This is a genomic window from Stenotrophomonas sp. MYb57 (assembly GCF_002966815.1).
GTDB classification, from domain to species: Bacteria; Pseudomonadota; Gammaproteobacteria; order Xanthomonadales; family Xanthomonadaceae; genus Stenotrophomonas; species Stenotrophomonas indicatrix.
This window is the reverse complement of sequence record NZ_CP023271.1, coordinates 3,926,567-3,940,248: the sequence shown is the minus strand read 5'-3', so window position 1 is coordinate 3,940,248 and position 13,682 is coordinate 3,926,567. Positions and strand designations below refer to the sequence as shown.

The following is a 13,682-nucleotide window of genomic DNA, read 5'->3' as shown; positions in this document are numbered from 1 at the left end:
CCGTGTCGATGGTGTGTGTTGGTTCAGCGGCCGCGGGCCGCGCGGGCCTGGGCGATCAGCGCCGAGGCGATGCGCAGCTGGTCGTCGAAGCTCTTGCCACGGACCAGGTACTGGCCGTTGATGATGATGGCCGGGGTTCCCGGCACCTGGGTGCGCTGGGCGAAGGCACGGGCGGCATCGACCTTCTTCTGTACCGCCTCGCCGCGCAGGGCCTGCGTGTAGCGCTCCGGGGTCACGCCGTAGGCCTTGTAGAAGTTGGCGAGCTCATCGGCCGAGACGTTCTGCATCGGCAGCGTGCCGTCATCGTGCAGGGCCTTGAACACAGCGGCGTGGCTGCGCTTGGCCACGCCCACTTCGTCGGCGGCGTAGTAGGCCAGTGCCCAGGCATCCCAGGCACCGCCGAAGGCGGCCGGGACCGGGGTGAAGCGCACGTCGGCCGGCAGCTTGGCGGCCCAGGCGGCCAGCTGCGGTTCGAAATGGGCGCAGTGCGGGCAGGTGTAGCCGAACACCTCGACCACCTCGATCTTGCCGGCCAGCGGCTGGAACGGGCCAGGCTGGGCGATGCGCTCGTAGTCTTTGCCTTCGACCAGCGGGGCGTTGGCAGGGGTGGCGGCGCAGGCCGCCAACGGCAGCAGCACCAGCAGGGACAGCAGAAGGCGGGGAATCAACCTCATCGACACGCATCTCCGTTGAAAATGACAACGCCGGCGCAGCCGCCGGCGTGAAGGAAACATACCGCAGCGACGGGCCGTCGTGGCGACCGGCGCCGACCAGTGGCGGTCAGGGGGCGGCAGCCGGTCGCGTCGAAGCGCCTTCGGCGGCGAGATCGTCGGCCTTGTTGTGCAGGCCCTGCAGGTAGCTGGAAAGGGCCTGCACCTCCTGCTCGGTCAGCTTCTGCGCCACCGTAGCCATGATCTGGAAGTGCGCCTTGTCGGTCTCGTTGGTCTGTCCGGCCTGGTACTCCTGCAGGCGCCGGGCGACATAGCTGGCGTGCTGGCCGCCGATGTGCGGGTAGGCCGGGCCGGGGTTGCCGGCGCCGCTGGGGCCGTGACAGGCCATGCAGGCCGGCAGCCCGCGCTGGGCGTCGCCGCCGCGGTAAAGCTGCTGGCCGATCTGGTAGAACTTCATGCCCTTGTACGGGCCCTCGGCCACCGGCGTGTCGTCGGCGATGCCGGCGTTGGCCTTCTGCGTGGCGAAGAACGCGCCGATATCGCGCATGTCCTGCGGGGTGAGGTTCTGCACGAAGGGCACCATCGCCACGGCGGCGCCGGAACTGCGCTGGCCATTGGCGATCAGGGCCATCTGCTGGGCGACGTAGCGCTCGCTCTGGCCGGCGATGCTGGGATACATCTCCACCGTGGAATTGCCATCGGCACCATGGCAGGCGGCACACGCGGTGGCCTTGGTCTGGCCGGCCTTGGCATCGCCCCAGGTGGTCTTGCTGAAATCCACCTCGAGCGAGGCGGTCTTGATCGGGCCGTTGTCGGGCAGCGGGGTCAGCGTGGTCTGCGCAAAGGCAGCAGCGGCAACAACGGCAGTAGCAAGGGCGGATACGGCAAGAACGCGAGCGTGGCGCATGCTGAAGCTCCGTATGGACCGGCCGGGCGGCGGCGGCCGGCATCGCCCGGATTATCAACGCCGTTTCCTTGCACGGTCAACGCAGCAGTGCAGCATTTTCCCGCTGGAAGGCCCCGGGCCGGGCGCGCGGCGCCGCAACATGCGATCCTATGCGCATGTCATTGCTCATCGAACGCGCCCAATACCACCTCTCTGCCCACAACATGGGGCAGCTGCCGCCCGATGAAGGTTCTGAAGTGGCCTTTGCAGGTCGCTCCAACGCCGGCAAGTCCAGCGCGCTCAATGCGCTGACCCGCCAGAACAGCCTGGCCCGGGTCTCCAAGACGCCTGGCCGGACCCAGCAGCTGGTGTTCTTCCAGGTTACCCCGGACGCCCATCTGGTCGATCTGCCCGGTTACGGCTACGCCAAGGTGCCGCTGGACCTGCAGGCGCACTGGCAGGCCTTCATCGACCGCTACTTCCGCACCCGCGAGGCCTTGAAGGGGCTGGTGGTGGTGATGGACATCCGTCATCCGCTGAAGGACTACGACCGGCAGATGCTGGCCTACGCCGTGCAGCGTGGCCTGCCGGCGCATGCGCTGCTGACCAAGGCCGACAAGCTCAGCCGCAGCCAGCAGATGCAGACCCTGCAGAAGGTACGCAAGGAACTGCATTCGTCGTTCGGCGATACGGTGAGTGTGCAGGTGTTCTCCGGCTCGGCCCGTACCGGCGTGGATGAAGCCCGCGGCATCATCGGCGGCTGGCTGGGGCTGGAATAAGCCCCGCCGCCCGGCTCGCAGCCGGGCGTTGTCAGGTAGTGCCGGCCGCTGGCCGGCAACCTCGCTCACTCATTCCTTCGGCAACGGCGAGAACTCCGCCGGTACCCACGCATAGGCCTGGCCTTCGCTGCGCACGTGCCCCAGCCCGGGGAAGGGCAGGTGCGCGCCGGCAACCCACCATCCCTTGGCGGTGGCTTCCTGCAACAGGCTGCGACGGCTGGCCGTAGCCGCCGTGCGATCCGAATCGGCCTCGAATGCTGCTTCCGGGTGTGCGAACTGCACCGCATGGAAATGCAGCACATCGCCCCACACCAGCAGTGACTGGCCCTGGCTGTCGAAGCGGTAGGACACATGCCCCGGCGTGTGGCCGTGGGTATCCATCGCCACCGCGTGGCCCGGCAGGGCATCGCCGGGCTGGAAGGTGTGCAGGCGACCGGCGGCCTGGTACGGCGCGATCGCGTTGCGTGCCAGCGCGAAGGCAAAGCGCACGCCCTGCGGTGCCGTGGCTTCGCTGGCCGGGTCGAGCCAGTAGCGGGCATCGGCCTTGGACAGCCACACCGTCGCATTCGGATAGGCCGGCTTGCCCTGTGCATCGAGGATCCCGCACAGATGATCGGGATGGGCATGGGTCAGCAGCACCTCATCGATCTCGGCCGGGTCTACGCCGGCCGCACGCAGGTTGCCCAGCACCTGGCCCTGGTCAGGGCCGAAGCACTGCGCGGTGCCGGCATCGACCAGGGTCAGGTGCTTGCCCTGGCGCACCAGGAAGGCGTTGATCGCGGTCTGCAGGCCCTTCTTGTCTTCGGGCACATAGCGGCCTTCGAGCAGGCGGCTGACCAGCGTTGGCGGCACGTCGACCACTTCCTGCCGGCCGAGCGCAACCACGCCGTCGAACAGGGCCGTGACCTGCAGCGCACCGATGCGCTGGTGTTGCACGCCCGGCACCTGCTGGGTGGGGGCGGGCGAGGTGGCCTCGGCCAGCGCGGCCAGCGGCAGGGAGGACAGGGCCAGCAGCAGGGCGGCGTGCAATGGCAGATGACGCAGGGTCATGGCGGTTCTTCTCGGTGAGTGATGGGCAGGCCCGTTGCGCACAGCGTGCCGTGTTGCGCGTGCGTGCGGCGCTCAAAGCACTGCGCGGAATGCTCAATGGGGGGTATCGGCAGGGCTGCGCCCTGCACCCGCAGAGGCAACAGCAACGGCAACGGCCGAAGCAACAGCAACGGCCGAAGCAACAGCAGAAGCTGGCTTCCTGTGGGGAGGCGGGGTGGGTCCGGTTGCGGGGGACGCCGTGAACCCATCCATGGGGGCTTGGCCGCGGCATCCATGCCGCGGACACCCCCACAACCGGACCCACCCCGCCTTCGACAGATTCCCGCGATCTGTTGGAATGGCATGACCTGCTTTTGGTGGGTGTCGACCTTGGTCGACACGTAGATCCACGCCATGCGTGGATGCTCTTCGAATTCAATTCGGAATCATCGAAATGAATCGAATGAACGTGGAGGAAATCATCCACGCATGGCGTGGATTTACGGGCCACCGGGAAACTGTCGAAGGCGGGGCGGTGTGGGTATGCAGGACCGTTGGCGCCATGGATGGCGCCATCGAGCCCCCATGGATGGGTTTACGGCGTGTCCTGCATACCCACACCGCCCCGCCACCCCACGGAATGCACGCTGTTGCTGTTGCTGTTGCTGTTGCTTCGGCTGTTGCCGTTGCCTCTGCGGGTGCAGGGCGCAGCCCTGCTGAAGAACCCTCAAATATCTGTGGGAGCCAGCCCGTACTGCTCGGCGAAGCGCTTGCTGAAACTCGCTGCGGAACGATACCCCGCGCGCGCTGCCACGGTCTTCAACGGCAGATCGGTGGTGTACAGCAGCTGCATGCCATGGGCCAGTCGCGCTTCGGTCAGCAGCTGGCGCAGGCTGGTGGCTTCGGCGGCCAACCGCCGCCGCAGGGTCGCGCCACTCAGTGCGAAGTGCGCTTCAACGTCGCGCGACTGCCAGTCGCGGGCCGGCTCGGCGGCAATGCGGTCGCGGATCTGCTCGCCCAGCGTCGGTGCGTGCGGCAACAGCAGGTTGCCGTGGCCCTGCCGGCACCACGCCAGCACCAGCGTGGCCAGCGCCAACCGCGCTTCGCTGTAGTGGCCGTCCTGCAACGACTGCCGCCAGCTGCGCAGTACCGTGGCGTGATCGCCCAGCGCCTGCCGGGCCAGCGCCGCGCCGGCCGTTGGCAAGGCCTCGCTCCACAGCGTGCGCGCCGCCGCCAGGACTTCCGTGCACAGCGGCACGATCGCGCTGAGGTAGCGGCCGGTCTGCGGGTCCGGAGTGTTGACCACGTCGATGCGGCAACGCTGGGTGATCAGCAGGATGTCGCCGGGCACGAAGGTCAGCGACTGGTGGGCGGTACGCACCTGCTTGCGGCCTTCCAGCAGGATCGCGAACTGCGGCTGCGGTATCTCCACCGAGCTGGCGCCATGCTCGCGGCGGGCGGTGATGCAGGCATAACCTTCAGCGCGTTGGCAGCCGGCCAGGCTGGCCATCTCCGCCAGTAGTGCCAAAGCGGTGGGGGGCATGCCGGTCATATGACGTGCGCGCCCAGCAGGCGACCGACCGCGGCCGCGGCGGCCATCGCCAGTGCACCCCAGAACATCACGCGCAGGGCGCCGCGCGTGGGTGATGCGCCGCCGGCGCGTGCCGCCATCGCGCCGGTCAGGCACAGGCCGGCCAGCGTGCTGACCGTGGTGGCCGTGGCGACGTTCTGTACCGGCGTCAGCAGTGCGGTCAGCACCGGCAGCGCGGCGCCACAGGTGAAGGCGGCAGCCGACGCCAATGCGGCCTGCAACGGCCGCGCGCGCAGTTCCTCGGTGATGCCCAGTTCGTCGCGCGCGTGGGCACCCAGCGCGTCGTGGGCGGTCAGCTGTTCGGCAACCTGGCGCGCCAACGCCGGCTCCAGCCCGCGATGGCGGTAGATCGCGGTCAACTCGTCCAGTTCGCTGTGCGGGTCTTCGTGCAGCTCGCGCTTCTCCATTGCCAGATCGGCATTTTCGGTATCGGCCTGGGTCTGTACCGACACATACTCGCCGGCGGCCATCGACATCGCGCCGGCCACGGTGCCGGCCACGCCGGTGGCCAGGATCGTGCTGGCCGAGGCGCCGCTGGCGGCCACGCCGACCACCAGGCCGGCGACCGAGACGATGCCATCGTTGGCGCCCAGTACGGCGGCCCGCAGCCAGCCGACGCGATCGGCACGGTGCAGCTCGGGATGTCGTGAATGGCGGCTCATGGCCCTGAGTGTACGAGGGTCAAGAGGGTGTCGGTAGGATGCTGAAACCCGTCACCGTCGCATGACGTAACGAGCCGCCACGCTATAGTGCGCCCTTGCGATGCAAGGCTCCCAGCCCCACATCCCCTGCCACCGTCCAGCGAGCCACCCCCTTGTCGAGCCCCAGCCACGTCGCCGATACGCCCATTACCGACCGCTCGCAACTGGTGGCGGAGATCGCCTCCGGCGAGAAGCCCCGTTCGCAGTGGCGCATCGGTACCGAGCACGAGAAGTTCGGGTTCCGCCTGGATGACCTGCGTCCGCCGACCTTCGATGGCGAGCGCGGCATCGAGGCCCTGCTCAACGGCCTGGTCCGCTTCGGCTGGACGCCGGTGCAGGAGAACGGCAACACCATCGCCCTGCTGCGTGATGGCGCCTCGGTGACCCTGGAGCCGGCGGGCCAGCTGGAGCTGTCCGGTGCGGCGCTGGAAACCATTCACCAGACCTGCGTGGAAACCGGCACCCACCTCAATGAAGTGGCGCAGGTGGCCGGCGAACTGCAGCTGGGTTTCCTCGGCATGGGCTTCCAGCCGAAGTGGACGCGCGATGAAATGCCGTGGATGCCCAAGGGCCGCTACAAGATCATGCGCTCGTACATGCCCAAGGTCGGTTCGCTCGGCCTGGACATGATGACCCGCACCTGCACCGTGCAGGTGAACCTGGATTACGCCAGCGAAGCGGACATGGTGAAGAAGTTCCGTGTGTCGTTGGCGCTGCAGCCGATCGCCACCGCACTGTTCGCCGACTCGCCGTTCACCGAAGGCAAGCCGAACGGCTACCTCAGCTACCGCTCGCACATCTGGACCGATACCGATGCCGACCGTACCGGCATGCTCGACTTTGTGTTCGAGGATGGCTTCGGTTACGAGCGCTATGTCGACTACCTGCTCGATGTGCCGATGTATTTCTCCTACCGCGATGGCATCTACCACGATGCCAGCGGGCAGAGCTTCCGCGACTTCATGCAGGGCAAGCTGCCGGTGCTGCCGGGCCAGCTGCCGACCCTGCGCGACTGGTCGGACCACACCACGACCGCGTTCCCGGAAGTGCGGCTGAAGAAGTACCTGGAAATGCGCGGTGCCGATGGTGGCCCGTGGAGCCGGCTGTGTGCGCTGCCGGCCTTCTGGGTGGGCCTGCTGTACGACGACACGGCGCTGGATGCGGCGTGGGATCTGGTGCGTGACTTCAGCCTGGCCGAGCGCCATGCGCTGCGTGATGGCGTGCCCAAGCACGCGATGGGCCTGCCGTTCCGCGGTGGCACCGTGCGTGACCTCGCCCGCGAGGCGGTGAAGATTTCGGTGGATGGGCTCAAGCGCCGTGCGGCGCGCAATGCCGATGGCCAGGATGAAAGCAAGTTCCTGGACGTGCTGCAGGAAATCGTCGAGTCCGGCCTGACCCCCGCCGAGCGCAAGCTGGCGCTGTTCCATGGCCGCTGGCACGGTGACGTGGATCCGGTGTTCCGCGAGTTCGCGTACTGAAAATGCGCCCGCCGGGCGTGGCCCGGCGCTACCCGCCACGAATCCGGTAGCGCCGGGCCATGCCCGGCGGGTGGCGTACGCAAAAAAACCCCGGCAATGCCGGGGTTTCTTCATTCCATCAGCGCAGCGATCAGGCCTTGATGGTGGCCATGTCGATCACGAAGCGGTAGCGCACATCGTTCTTGGCCATGCGCTCCCAGGCTTCGTTGACGTTCTTGATGTCGATCATCTCCACGTCGCTGACGATGCCGTGCTCGGCGCAGAAGTCCATCATCTCCTGGGTTTCGGCCATGCCGCCGATCGCCGAACCGGTCAGGTTCCTGCGACCGAAGATCACGCTGCCACCGGTCAGCGGCGGGTCCAGTTCGGTCAGCACACCGACCAGGCACATGGTCGCTTCGCGCTTGAGCAGGCCCATGTACGGGTTGGTGTCATGGCTGACCGGGATGGTGTTGAGCAGGAAGTCGAAGCTGCCGGCATGCGCCTTCATCTGCTCGGCATCGCGCGAAACCAGCACTTCGTCAGCGCCCAGGCGCTTGGCGTCGGCACCCTTTTCCGGGGTGGTGGTGATCATCACCACGTGCGCGCCGAGCGCCTTGGCGAACTTCACGCCCATGTGGCCGAGGCCACCCAGACCGATCACGCCGACCTTCTGGCCCGGGCCGACCTTCCAGTGGCGCAGCGGCGACCAGGTGGTGATGCCGGCGCACAGCAGCGGCGCGGCTGCCTTCAGGTCCAGCGTTTCGGAGACCTTGACCACGAAGCGCTGCTCGACCACCACGTGGTCGGAATAGCCGCCGTAGGTCGGTGCGCCGCTTTCACGCTCGCGGCCGTTGTAGGTCCAGGTCGCACCTTCGGCGCAGTACTGCTCCAGGTCGTGCTGGCAGGCATCGCAATGGCGGCAGGAGTCGACCATGCAGCCGACACCGGCGTGGTCGCCGACCTTGAAGCGGGTGACCTCGCTGCCGACTTCGGTGACCCGCCCGATGATCTCGTGGCCCGGCACCATCGGGTAGATCGAGCCACCCCAGTCGTCGCGGGCCTGGTGCAGGTCGGAATGGCAGATGCCGCTGTACAGGATCTCGATGCGCACATCGTTCGGGCCAAGCGCGCGGCGCTCGAATTCGAAGGGCACCAGCGGGTCGGTATGGGTGTGGGCGGCGTAACCACGGGCGAGGGACATGGGGAATCCTTGGCAGGGTTTGTCGAAAGGCGTTTTACAATACGCTCCGTACCTCAGGGTAAGAAGCGTATATATCGGCATGATTCATCAAGGCAGACTGCACAATCATGGCCACTGACAACCTGACCCACCTGGCCGCCTTCGCTGCGGTCGCCCGCCACCGCAGTTTCCGCCGCGCCGGTGCCGAACTGGCCCTGTCGACCTCGGCGGTGAGCTATGCGATCCGCGCGCTGGAGGAACGGCTGGGGGTGGGCCTGTTCCACCGTACCACCCGCAGCGTGGCCCTGACCGAGGCCGGGCAGCGCCTGCTGGAGCGCCTGCAGCCGGCGCTGGGGCAGGTGCATGACGCGCTGGAGGAAATGAACCACTTCCGCGCGGTGCCGGCCGGCCTGCTGCGGATCAATGCGACGCGGGCGGCGGTGGCGACCCAGTTGGGGCCGCGGCTGGCTCGGTTCCTGCACGCGCATCCGGACGTACGGGTGGAGCTGACCGAGAACGATGGCCTGGTCGATATCGTTGCCGAGGGCTACGACGCTGGCGTGCGCCTGCACGAGTTCGTGCCCGAGGACATGGTGGCGGTGCCGATGGGGCCGCCGCTGCGCGGATTGATTGTCGGTTCACCCGAGTACCTGCGGCGCCGGCCGGCCCCGCAGCATCCGCGCGACCTGGCCGCGCACGAGTGCGTACGGTTCCGTTTCGCCAGCGGCCATCTGTACAAGTGGCAGTTCGAACGCGACGGCCAGACCCTGGAAATCGACGTACCGGGTCGGCTGACGCTGTGCGAGCAGGGCACCGTGGTTGGCGCGGTGCTCGATGGCATCGGCCTGGCCTATGTGCTGGAAGACACCGCGCGGCCGTATCTGGACGACGGCCGCCTGGTGGCGGTGCTGGAAGACTGGAGCGAGCCCTTCGCCGGGTTTGCGCTGTATTACCCGAAGCAGCGGCAGATGCCCGGTGCGCTGCGTGCGTTCGTGGACATGCTGCGCGAATGAATCGCGATCACCCGCATCCACGCGTGGCGTGGATCTACTGACCATCGCCGCACGCCCATTTTGATCCACGCGCTGCATGGATGCCGTTACATCTAGTAGATCCACGCCATGCGTGGATTGGCGCACGCTACGCAGTGACCAATTCATTCGACCAGCGCGTCATACCCTGCATCGCTGAACTGGATCAGGCAGAAGCCATGGCCGAACGGATCGGACAGCACGGCGATCTTTCCCCAGAGGCGTTCGCGGACGGGGCGTTCGAGCGCGGCTCCGGCCGCAACCGCGCGGGCAAGCGCCGCGTCGATGTCAGCGACCACCCAGTCCAGATGCACCGGCGTCCAGTGGCGCTCGTAATCGCGCACATCGCCGTCTTCGGTCGCCGCGCTGCCGGCATCGTTCTGCAGCAGGTACAGCGGCGTGGGGCCACCGAGCAGTTCCAGCGCACCGGGGCCAAGGCGGCGATCGACCCGCAGGTCGAAGGCTGCGGTGTAGAAGGTTTCAGCGGCAGCAAGATCGGGCACGTCGAGGTTGACGATGAACGAAGTGGTGACGGAGTTCATGGGGACTTTCGTCATGTTGTTGGGCACGGATGTACTGTCTAGGATCGAACTGTAGTTCAGGATCGGAGTGCCCGGTCGTTGCGATCGGTGGCCTCGTTGCCAGGGAGGATTCCATGCGGGATCTGGAAGTGGAAGCGCGAGTACGCAGGCTGGAGCGACGGGCAGGCCGATGGCGCTGGCTGCTGGTGGCTACCCCCGTCCTATTGATGTCGATTGTGCTGGCTGGTCGCGGATTTGCCAGGTCGGAGGTCGGCATTGTTCCGGAGATCCGCACCCAACGCCTGATCGTGCTTGATCAGGAAGGGCGCAAGCGGGTGGAGATCGGTGAGGACGCGCCGGATCTGGACATCAAGCGCAACGCCCGGGTGGCGGGGTTGATCATCTTCGATGGCAATGAACAGGAACGTGGAGGCATGGTCACCGCCGACGATGGCAGCGCTACGGTTGCCCTGGATGCGCCGCGTGGTGTCGGCTATCGCGTGTCAGATCGGGCCGGAATGAAAGTGGGAGCGGACGGTTCGGCGCTCATCGGTGTCCTGTCCAACGCCGGGGGCTTTGCCGCCAAGCTGATCGCGCAGGGGGCGGAAGGACAGTTGGAGGTGAGCCACGTGGATTCCGCCGAAGGCGGAGCATCCACCCGTGTGATCCACGTGGAGGCTGATAGCAGGTGACGGAACAACCACAGGCGCAAACAGGGAGCGCAACATGCATGAGCAGGATATAGCCGTACGCTTGGAACGCCTGGAACACAGGCTGCGCCGCAGGAATCTGCTTGCTGCCTCGATGTTCGCGCTGGGCGCATCGTTGGCCCTGATCGGGACCAGCGTAGCCACGCCCGATGCCGGCGTAGTGCCGGAGATCCGTACCTACAAGCTGACCGTGCTCGACAGTGAAGGGCGCACGCGCGTGCAGATTGCCGAGGATGCCAGTGACATTGCCCGCAACTCACGCGCAACGGGCATGACCATCTACGATGCGAAGGGCGATGAGCGCGGTGGCATCGGCACCATGGCCAACGGCAGCGCGGTAATGGCGTTGGATGCACCGGTTGGCGTGGGATACAAGGTTCGTGATCGGGCGGGCATGAGAGTCGCGCCCGATGGCACCGCCGTGATCACGGCACTGTCCAACGAGGGCAGCTTTGCCGCCAGCCTGGTGGCGCAGGGCAACCAGGGGCGGCTTGAGTTGAGCCGCAAGGACTCGGCCAGGGGCGAGATCAGCACCCGTGTGCTGACCTTTGATTCGGACTCGACGAAGGTCGAGAAGGCGCCGTGATGTGTTCGGTGGCGAATGGCGCGCCGCATCCACGCGTGGCGTGGATCTACGGGGCCGGCGGGTAGTCGAGGTAGCCCTCGCTGCCGCCGCCGTAGTAAGTGCTGCGGTCGGGGACGGCCAGCGGGACATCGCGCTGCAGGCGCTCGACCAGATCCGGGTTGGCGATGAACGGTTGGCCGAAGGCGGCCAGATCGATGATGCCTTCCTCGACCAGCCGCAGGGCGCGTTCGCGGGTCATGCCGCCGGCCAGGATCACCGTACCGCCATAGGCCTGCTTGAAGGCCTTGAGGAAGGCCTCGCCGATCGCCGGTGCGCCGTGCAGGTAGTTGTCGTTCAGATGCACATAGGCCAGCGCGCGCTTGCCCAGTTCCTCGGCCAGGTACAGATAGCTGGCTTCGTTTTCCGCATAGGCGGGCATGTCGAAGACCTGGCTGTTCGGCGCAAGGCGCACGCCGATGCGGTGCGCGCCGATGCGCGCAGCCATCGCATCCACGGTGTCCAGGATCAGCCGCGCGCGGTTGCGCAGCGAACCGCCGTACACGTCCTGCCGGTCATTGGTGACTGGGTTGAGGAACTGCTCGAACAGATAGCCGTTTGCCGCATGCAGTTCGATGCCATCGAAGCCGGCGGCGATCGCGTTGTCGGCACCCTGCACGAAGTCGGCGACGATGCCCGGCACTTCTTCCGTGCTGAGTGCACGCGGCGGCGTCGGATCGGCATGGCCACGGCTGCCGTCGTCCAGGTACACGAACGAGGTGTTCTTCGGATCGCTCGCCACCGGCCGCGTGCCAGCGCTCACCGGCTGGCCGCCGTCGGGCTGCAGCGAGCTGTGTGACATGCGGCCGACGTGCCACAGCTGCGCGAACATCGCGCCCTGCGCAGCGTGTACGGCGTCGGTGACGAGCTTCCAACCGGCCACCTGCTCGGCCGACCAGATGCCCGGCACGTCGATGTAGCCCTGGCCCTGCGGTGAGACCGGGGTGCCTTCGCTGATGATCAGGCCGGCGCTGGCGCGCTGCCGGTAATACTGGGCGGTCAGCGCATTGGCGACGGCGCCGGGGTTGCGGGCACGGGTCATCGGCGCCATCGCGATGCGGTTGTGCAGGGGTAGTCCAGCGAGGTCGAAGGGGCGGAACAGGGCGGCGGTCATGTCAGTCATCTCGGAGCGGGGGAGGGCGCCAACGGCGCGACAGCACCATGATGGAGTTGACATGTGGGCACATAAAGGCGGTAGATTTCCCGTCAGGCGGGACAATCTGTCCCCAATAAGCGAGCCTGCCGATGCTTCCCGTCGAATCCCTGAATGGCCTGGCGACCTTCGTCACCACGGCGCGCTCGGCCACCTTCACCGAGGCCGCCGACGCGCTGGGCATCTCCCGCTCGGCGGTCGGCAAGGCCATCGCCCGGCTGGAAACGCGGCTGGGCGTGCGCCTGTTCCATCGCACCACCCGGCGCATCGCGCTGACCACCGACGGCGAGGCGTACTACGCCTCCTGCGCCGCGGCCCTGGATGAAATCGCGGCGGCCGAAGCCTGCCTGGGCTCGGCTGCGCATCTGCCAAGCGGCCGCCTGCGCATCGACATGCCGTCCTCGTTCGGGCGTCTGGTGGTGCTGCCGGTACTGCTGCGCATGTGCAATGAACACCCGGACCTGCAGTTGACGATGACCTTCACCGATCACTTCGTTGACCCGGTGGAAGAAGGCATCGACCTGCTGATCCGCTTTGGCGGCCTGCATCACGCCGAGCACCTGGTCGCGCGCAAGCTGGCCAGCCAGCGCCTGGTGACCTGCGCGTCGCCGGCCTACCTGCAGGCCTATGGTGTGCCGCAGACGCTGGACGAACTGCGCGACCATCGCAGCGTGGTCGGCTTCCGTCATGGCCAGTCGGTGGCGTGGCGGATCGGCAGCGAGGGCACCAACGGCAGCTTCATCCCCAGTGCCACGCACCAGCTCAACGATGGCGATGCGGTGATCGAGGGGGCGATCGCCGGGTTGGGGATCTGCCAGATGCCGATGTCTCTGGTGCGCCATCACCTGGAATCCGGTGCGTTGCAGTCGGTACTGGACCACTGCACGCAGCACCATGTGGACATCCACGCGCTGTGGCCACAGACGCGGCATCTGCGGCCGAAGGTGCGTTACGTGGTGGAAGAGCTGACCCGGCTGGCCGCAGAGGGGGCGTTCGATTGAGGTCCGGCTCGACTCCTGTATACTATCCCCCAGTATAGTTCCGAGGCCGGCCAGCGATGCCGCACTCTCCCGAAGAGAAAAAGAAGGTTCTGGCCCGCGTGCGCCGCATCCGCGGCCAGTGCGATGCGCTGGACCGCGCGCTGGAAGCCGGCGCCGACTGCGGGCCGGTGCTGCAGCAGATCGCCGCCATCCGCGGCGCGGTCAACGGCCTGATGTCCGAAGTGATGGAAGCGCACCTGCGCGAGGAGTTCGGCCAGCCCGCCGCCTCCGATGAACAACGCGCCGAACGCGTGCGCGACATGAGTGCGTTGATCCGCTCGTACCTGAAATGAACGACGGCGCGACAC

At 67.1% G+C, this 13,682-nt stretch carries 15 protein-coding genes; 7 read left to right on the top strand and 8 right to left on the bottom strand.

What is annotated here, in order from left to right:
* Window positions 1-23: 23 nt before the first annotated feature.
* Complete coding sequence (locus CLM74_RS17985; RefSeq protein ID WP_025878664.1) at window positions 24-674, bottom strand: thiol:disulfide interchange protein DsbA/DsbL; 651 nt, start codon at window positions 672-674, stop codon at window positions 24-26.
* A gap of 106 nt (window positions 675-780) precedes the next feature.
* Window positions 781-1,578 (bottom strand): c-type cytochrome, encoded by a 798-nt coding sequence (locus CLM74_RS17980; protein WP_025878663.1) that lies wholly within the window; start codon window positions 1,576-1,578, stop codon window positions 781-783.
* Window positions 1,579-1,733: 155 nt separating this feature from the next.
* Here CLM74_RS17980 and yihA point away from each other — a divergent pair, with 155 nt between their 5' ends.
* A complete protein-coding gene (yihA, locus tag CLM74_RS17975) occupies window positions 1,734-2,336 on the top strand; it encodes a ribosome biogenesis GTP-binding protein YihA/YsxC (RefSeq protein WP_025878662.1) in 603 nt (200 codons plus the stop codon).
* Between the two features lie 69 nt (window positions 2,337-2,405).
* Here yihA and CLM74_RS17970 read toward each other — a convergent pair whose 3' ends face one another.
* The 3 genes from CLM74_RS17970 to CLM74_RS17955 form a co-directional block, all read right to left on the bottom strand.
* Window positions 2,406-3,386: an MBL fold metallo-hydrolase gene (locus CLM74_RS17970; protein WP_105164641.1), complete on the bottom strand. Its 981-nt coding sequence runs from the start codon at window positions 3,384-3,386 to the stop codon at window positions 2,406-2,408.
* Between the two features lie 706 nt (window positions 3,387-4,092).
* Complete coding sequence (locus tag CLM74_RS17960; protein ID WP_105164639.1) at window positions 4,093-4,917, bottom strand: helix-turn-helix transcriptional regulator; 825 nt, start codon at window positions 4,915-4,917, stop codon at window positions 4,093-4,095.
* Window positions 4,914-5,618, bottom strand: a complete 705-nt coding sequence (locus tag CLM74_RS17955; protein WP_033831997.1) for a VIT family protein — start codon at window positions 5,616-5,618, stop codon at window positions 4,914-4,916. The genes CLM74_RS17960 and CLM74_RS17955 overlap by 4 nt, the downstream gene beginning before the upstream one ends.
* Window positions 5,619-5,770: 152 nt before the next feature.
* Here CLM74_RS17955 and CLM74_RS17950 point away from each other — a divergent pair, with 152 nt between their 5' ends.
* Window positions 5,771-7,135, top strand: coding sequence for a glutamate--cysteine ligase (locus tag CLM74_RS17950; protein ID WP_025874082.1), 1,365 nt, complete (start codon window positions 5,771-5,773; stop codon window positions 7,133-7,135).
* Between the two features lie 130 nt (window positions 7,136-7,265).
* On the opposite strand, the gene CLM74_RS17945 is transcribed toward CLM74_RS17950, so the two are convergent.
* The gene (locus tag CLM74_RS17945) at window positions 7,266-8,318 is read right to left on the bottom strand and encodes an NAD(P)-dependent alcohol dehydrogenase (protein WP_105164638.1); all 1,053 of its coding nucleotides are present in this window, start codon (window positions 8,316-8,318) and stop codon (window positions 7,266-7,268) included.
* Between the two features lie 107 nt (window positions 8,319-8,425).
* On the opposite strand from CLM74_RS17945, the gene CLM74_RS17940 reads away from it, so the two are divergent.
* On the top strand, window positions 8,426-9,310 hold the full coding sequence (locus CLM74_RS17940) for a LysR family transcriptional regulator (protein ID WP_025874084.1): 885 nt from the start codon (window positions 8,426-8,428) through the stop codon (window positions 9,308-9,310).
* A 143-nt stretch (window positions 9,311-9,453) separates the two neighbouring features.
* Here CLM74_RS17940 and CLM74_RS17935 read toward each other — a convergent pair whose 3' ends face one another.
* Window positions 9,454-9,870: a VOC family protein gene (locus CLM74_RS17935; RefSeq protein WP_105164637.1), complete on the bottom strand. Its 417-nt coding sequence runs from the start codon at window positions 9,868-9,870 to the stop codon at window positions 9,454-9,456.
* A gap of 113 nt (window positions 9,871-9,983) precedes the next feature.
* Here CLM74_RS17935 and CLM74_RS17930 point away from each other — a divergent pair, with 113 nt between their 5' ends.
* Entirely contained in the window at window positions 9,984-10,541 is a 558-nt protein-coding gene (locus tag CLM74_RS17930) for a hypothetical protein (RefSeq protein WP_158684162.1), read from the top strand.
* Between the two features lie 61 nt (window positions 10,542-10,602).
* The gene (locus tag CLM74_RS17925) at window positions 10,603-11,145 is read left to right on the top strand and encodes a hypothetical protein (protein WP_025874086.1); all 543 of its coding nucleotides are present in this window, start codon (window positions 10,603-10,605) and stop codon (window positions 11,143-11,145) included.
* A 46-nt stretch (window positions 11,146-11,191) separates the two neighbouring features.
* Here the strand turns inward: CLM74_RS17925 and CLM74_RS17920 are convergent, their stop codons facing one another.
* Window positions 11,192-12,295, bottom strand: a complete 1,104-nt coding sequence (locus CLM74_RS17920; protein ID WP_105164635.1) for an alkene reductase — start codon at window positions 12,293-12,295, stop codon at window positions 11,192-11,194.
* A 131-nt stretch (window positions 12,296-12,426) separates the two neighbouring features.
* Between CLM74_RS17920 and CLM74_RS17915 the strand changes: the two genes are divergently transcribed.
* Together CLM74_RS17915 and frmR are read left to right on the top strand one after the other, a co-directional pair.
* Window positions 12,427-13,335 (top strand): LysR family transcriptional regulator, encoded by a 909-nt coding sequence (locus CLM74_RS17915; protein ID WP_033831994.1) that lies wholly within the window; start codon window positions 12,427-12,429, stop codon window positions 13,333-13,335.
* A gap of 56 nt (window positions 13,336-13,391) precedes the next feature.
* Window positions 13,392-13,667 (top strand): formaldehyde-responsive transcriptional repressor FrmR, encoded by a 276-nt coding sequence (gene frmR, locus CLM74_RS17910; protein ID WP_005411009.1) that lies wholly within the window; start codon window positions 13,392-13,394, stop codon window positions 13,665-13,667.
* The last annotated feature ends 15 nt before the right edge of the window (window positions 13,668-13,682 follow it).

Coding starts and splice junctions, on each gene's coding strand:
- CLM74_RS17985 (WP_025878664.1), bottom strand. CDS start 674: ATGAGGTTGATTCCCCGCCTTCTGCTGTCCCTGCTGGTGCTGCTGCCG.
- CLM74_RS17980 (WP_025878663.1), bottom strand. CDS start 1,578: ATGCGCCACGCTCGCGTTCTTGCCGTATCCGCCCTTGCTACTGCCGTT.
- yihA (WP_025878662.1), top strand. CDS start 1,734: ATGTCATTGCTCATCGAACGCGCCCAATACCACCTCTCTGCCCACAAC.
- CLM74_RS17970 (WP_105164641.1), bottom strand. CDS start 3,386: ATGACCCTGCGTCATCTGCCATTGCACGCCGCCCTGCTGCTGGCCCTG.
- CLM74_RS17960 (WP_105164639.1), bottom strand. CDS start 4,917: ATGACCGGCATGCCCCCCACCGCTTTGGCACTACTGGCGGAGATGGCC.
- CLM74_RS17955 (WP_033831997.1), bottom strand. CDS start 5,618: ATGAGCCGCCATTCACGACATCCCGAGCTGCACCGTGCCGATCGCGTC.
- CLM74_RS17945 (WP_105164638.1), bottom strand. CDS start 8,318: ATGTCCCTCGCCCGTGGTTACGCCGCCCACACCCATACCGACCCGCTG.
- CLM74_RS17940 (WP_025874084.1), top strand. CDS start 8,426: ATGGCCACTGACAACCTGACCCACCTGGCCGCCTTCGCTGCGGTCGCC.
- CLM74_RS17935 (WP_105164637.1), bottom strand. CDS start 9,870: ATGAACTCCGTCACCACTTCGTTCATCGTCAACCTCGACGTGCCCGAT.
- CLM74_RS17930 (WP_158684162.1), top strand. CDS start 9,984: ATGCGGGATCTGGAAGTGGAAGCGCGAGTACGCAGGCTGGAGCGACGG.
- CLM74_RS17920 (WP_105164635.1), bottom strand. CDS start 12,295: ATGACCGCCGCCCTGTTCCGCCCCTTCGACCTCGCTGGACTACCCCTG.
- CLM74_RS17915 (WP_033831994.1), top strand. CDS start 12,427: ATGCTTCCCGTCGAATCCCTGAATGGCCTGGCGACCTTCGTCACCACG.
- frmR (WP_005411009.1), top strand. CDS start 13,392: ATGCCGCACTCTCCCGAAGAGAAAAAGAAGGTTCTGGCCCGCGTGCGC.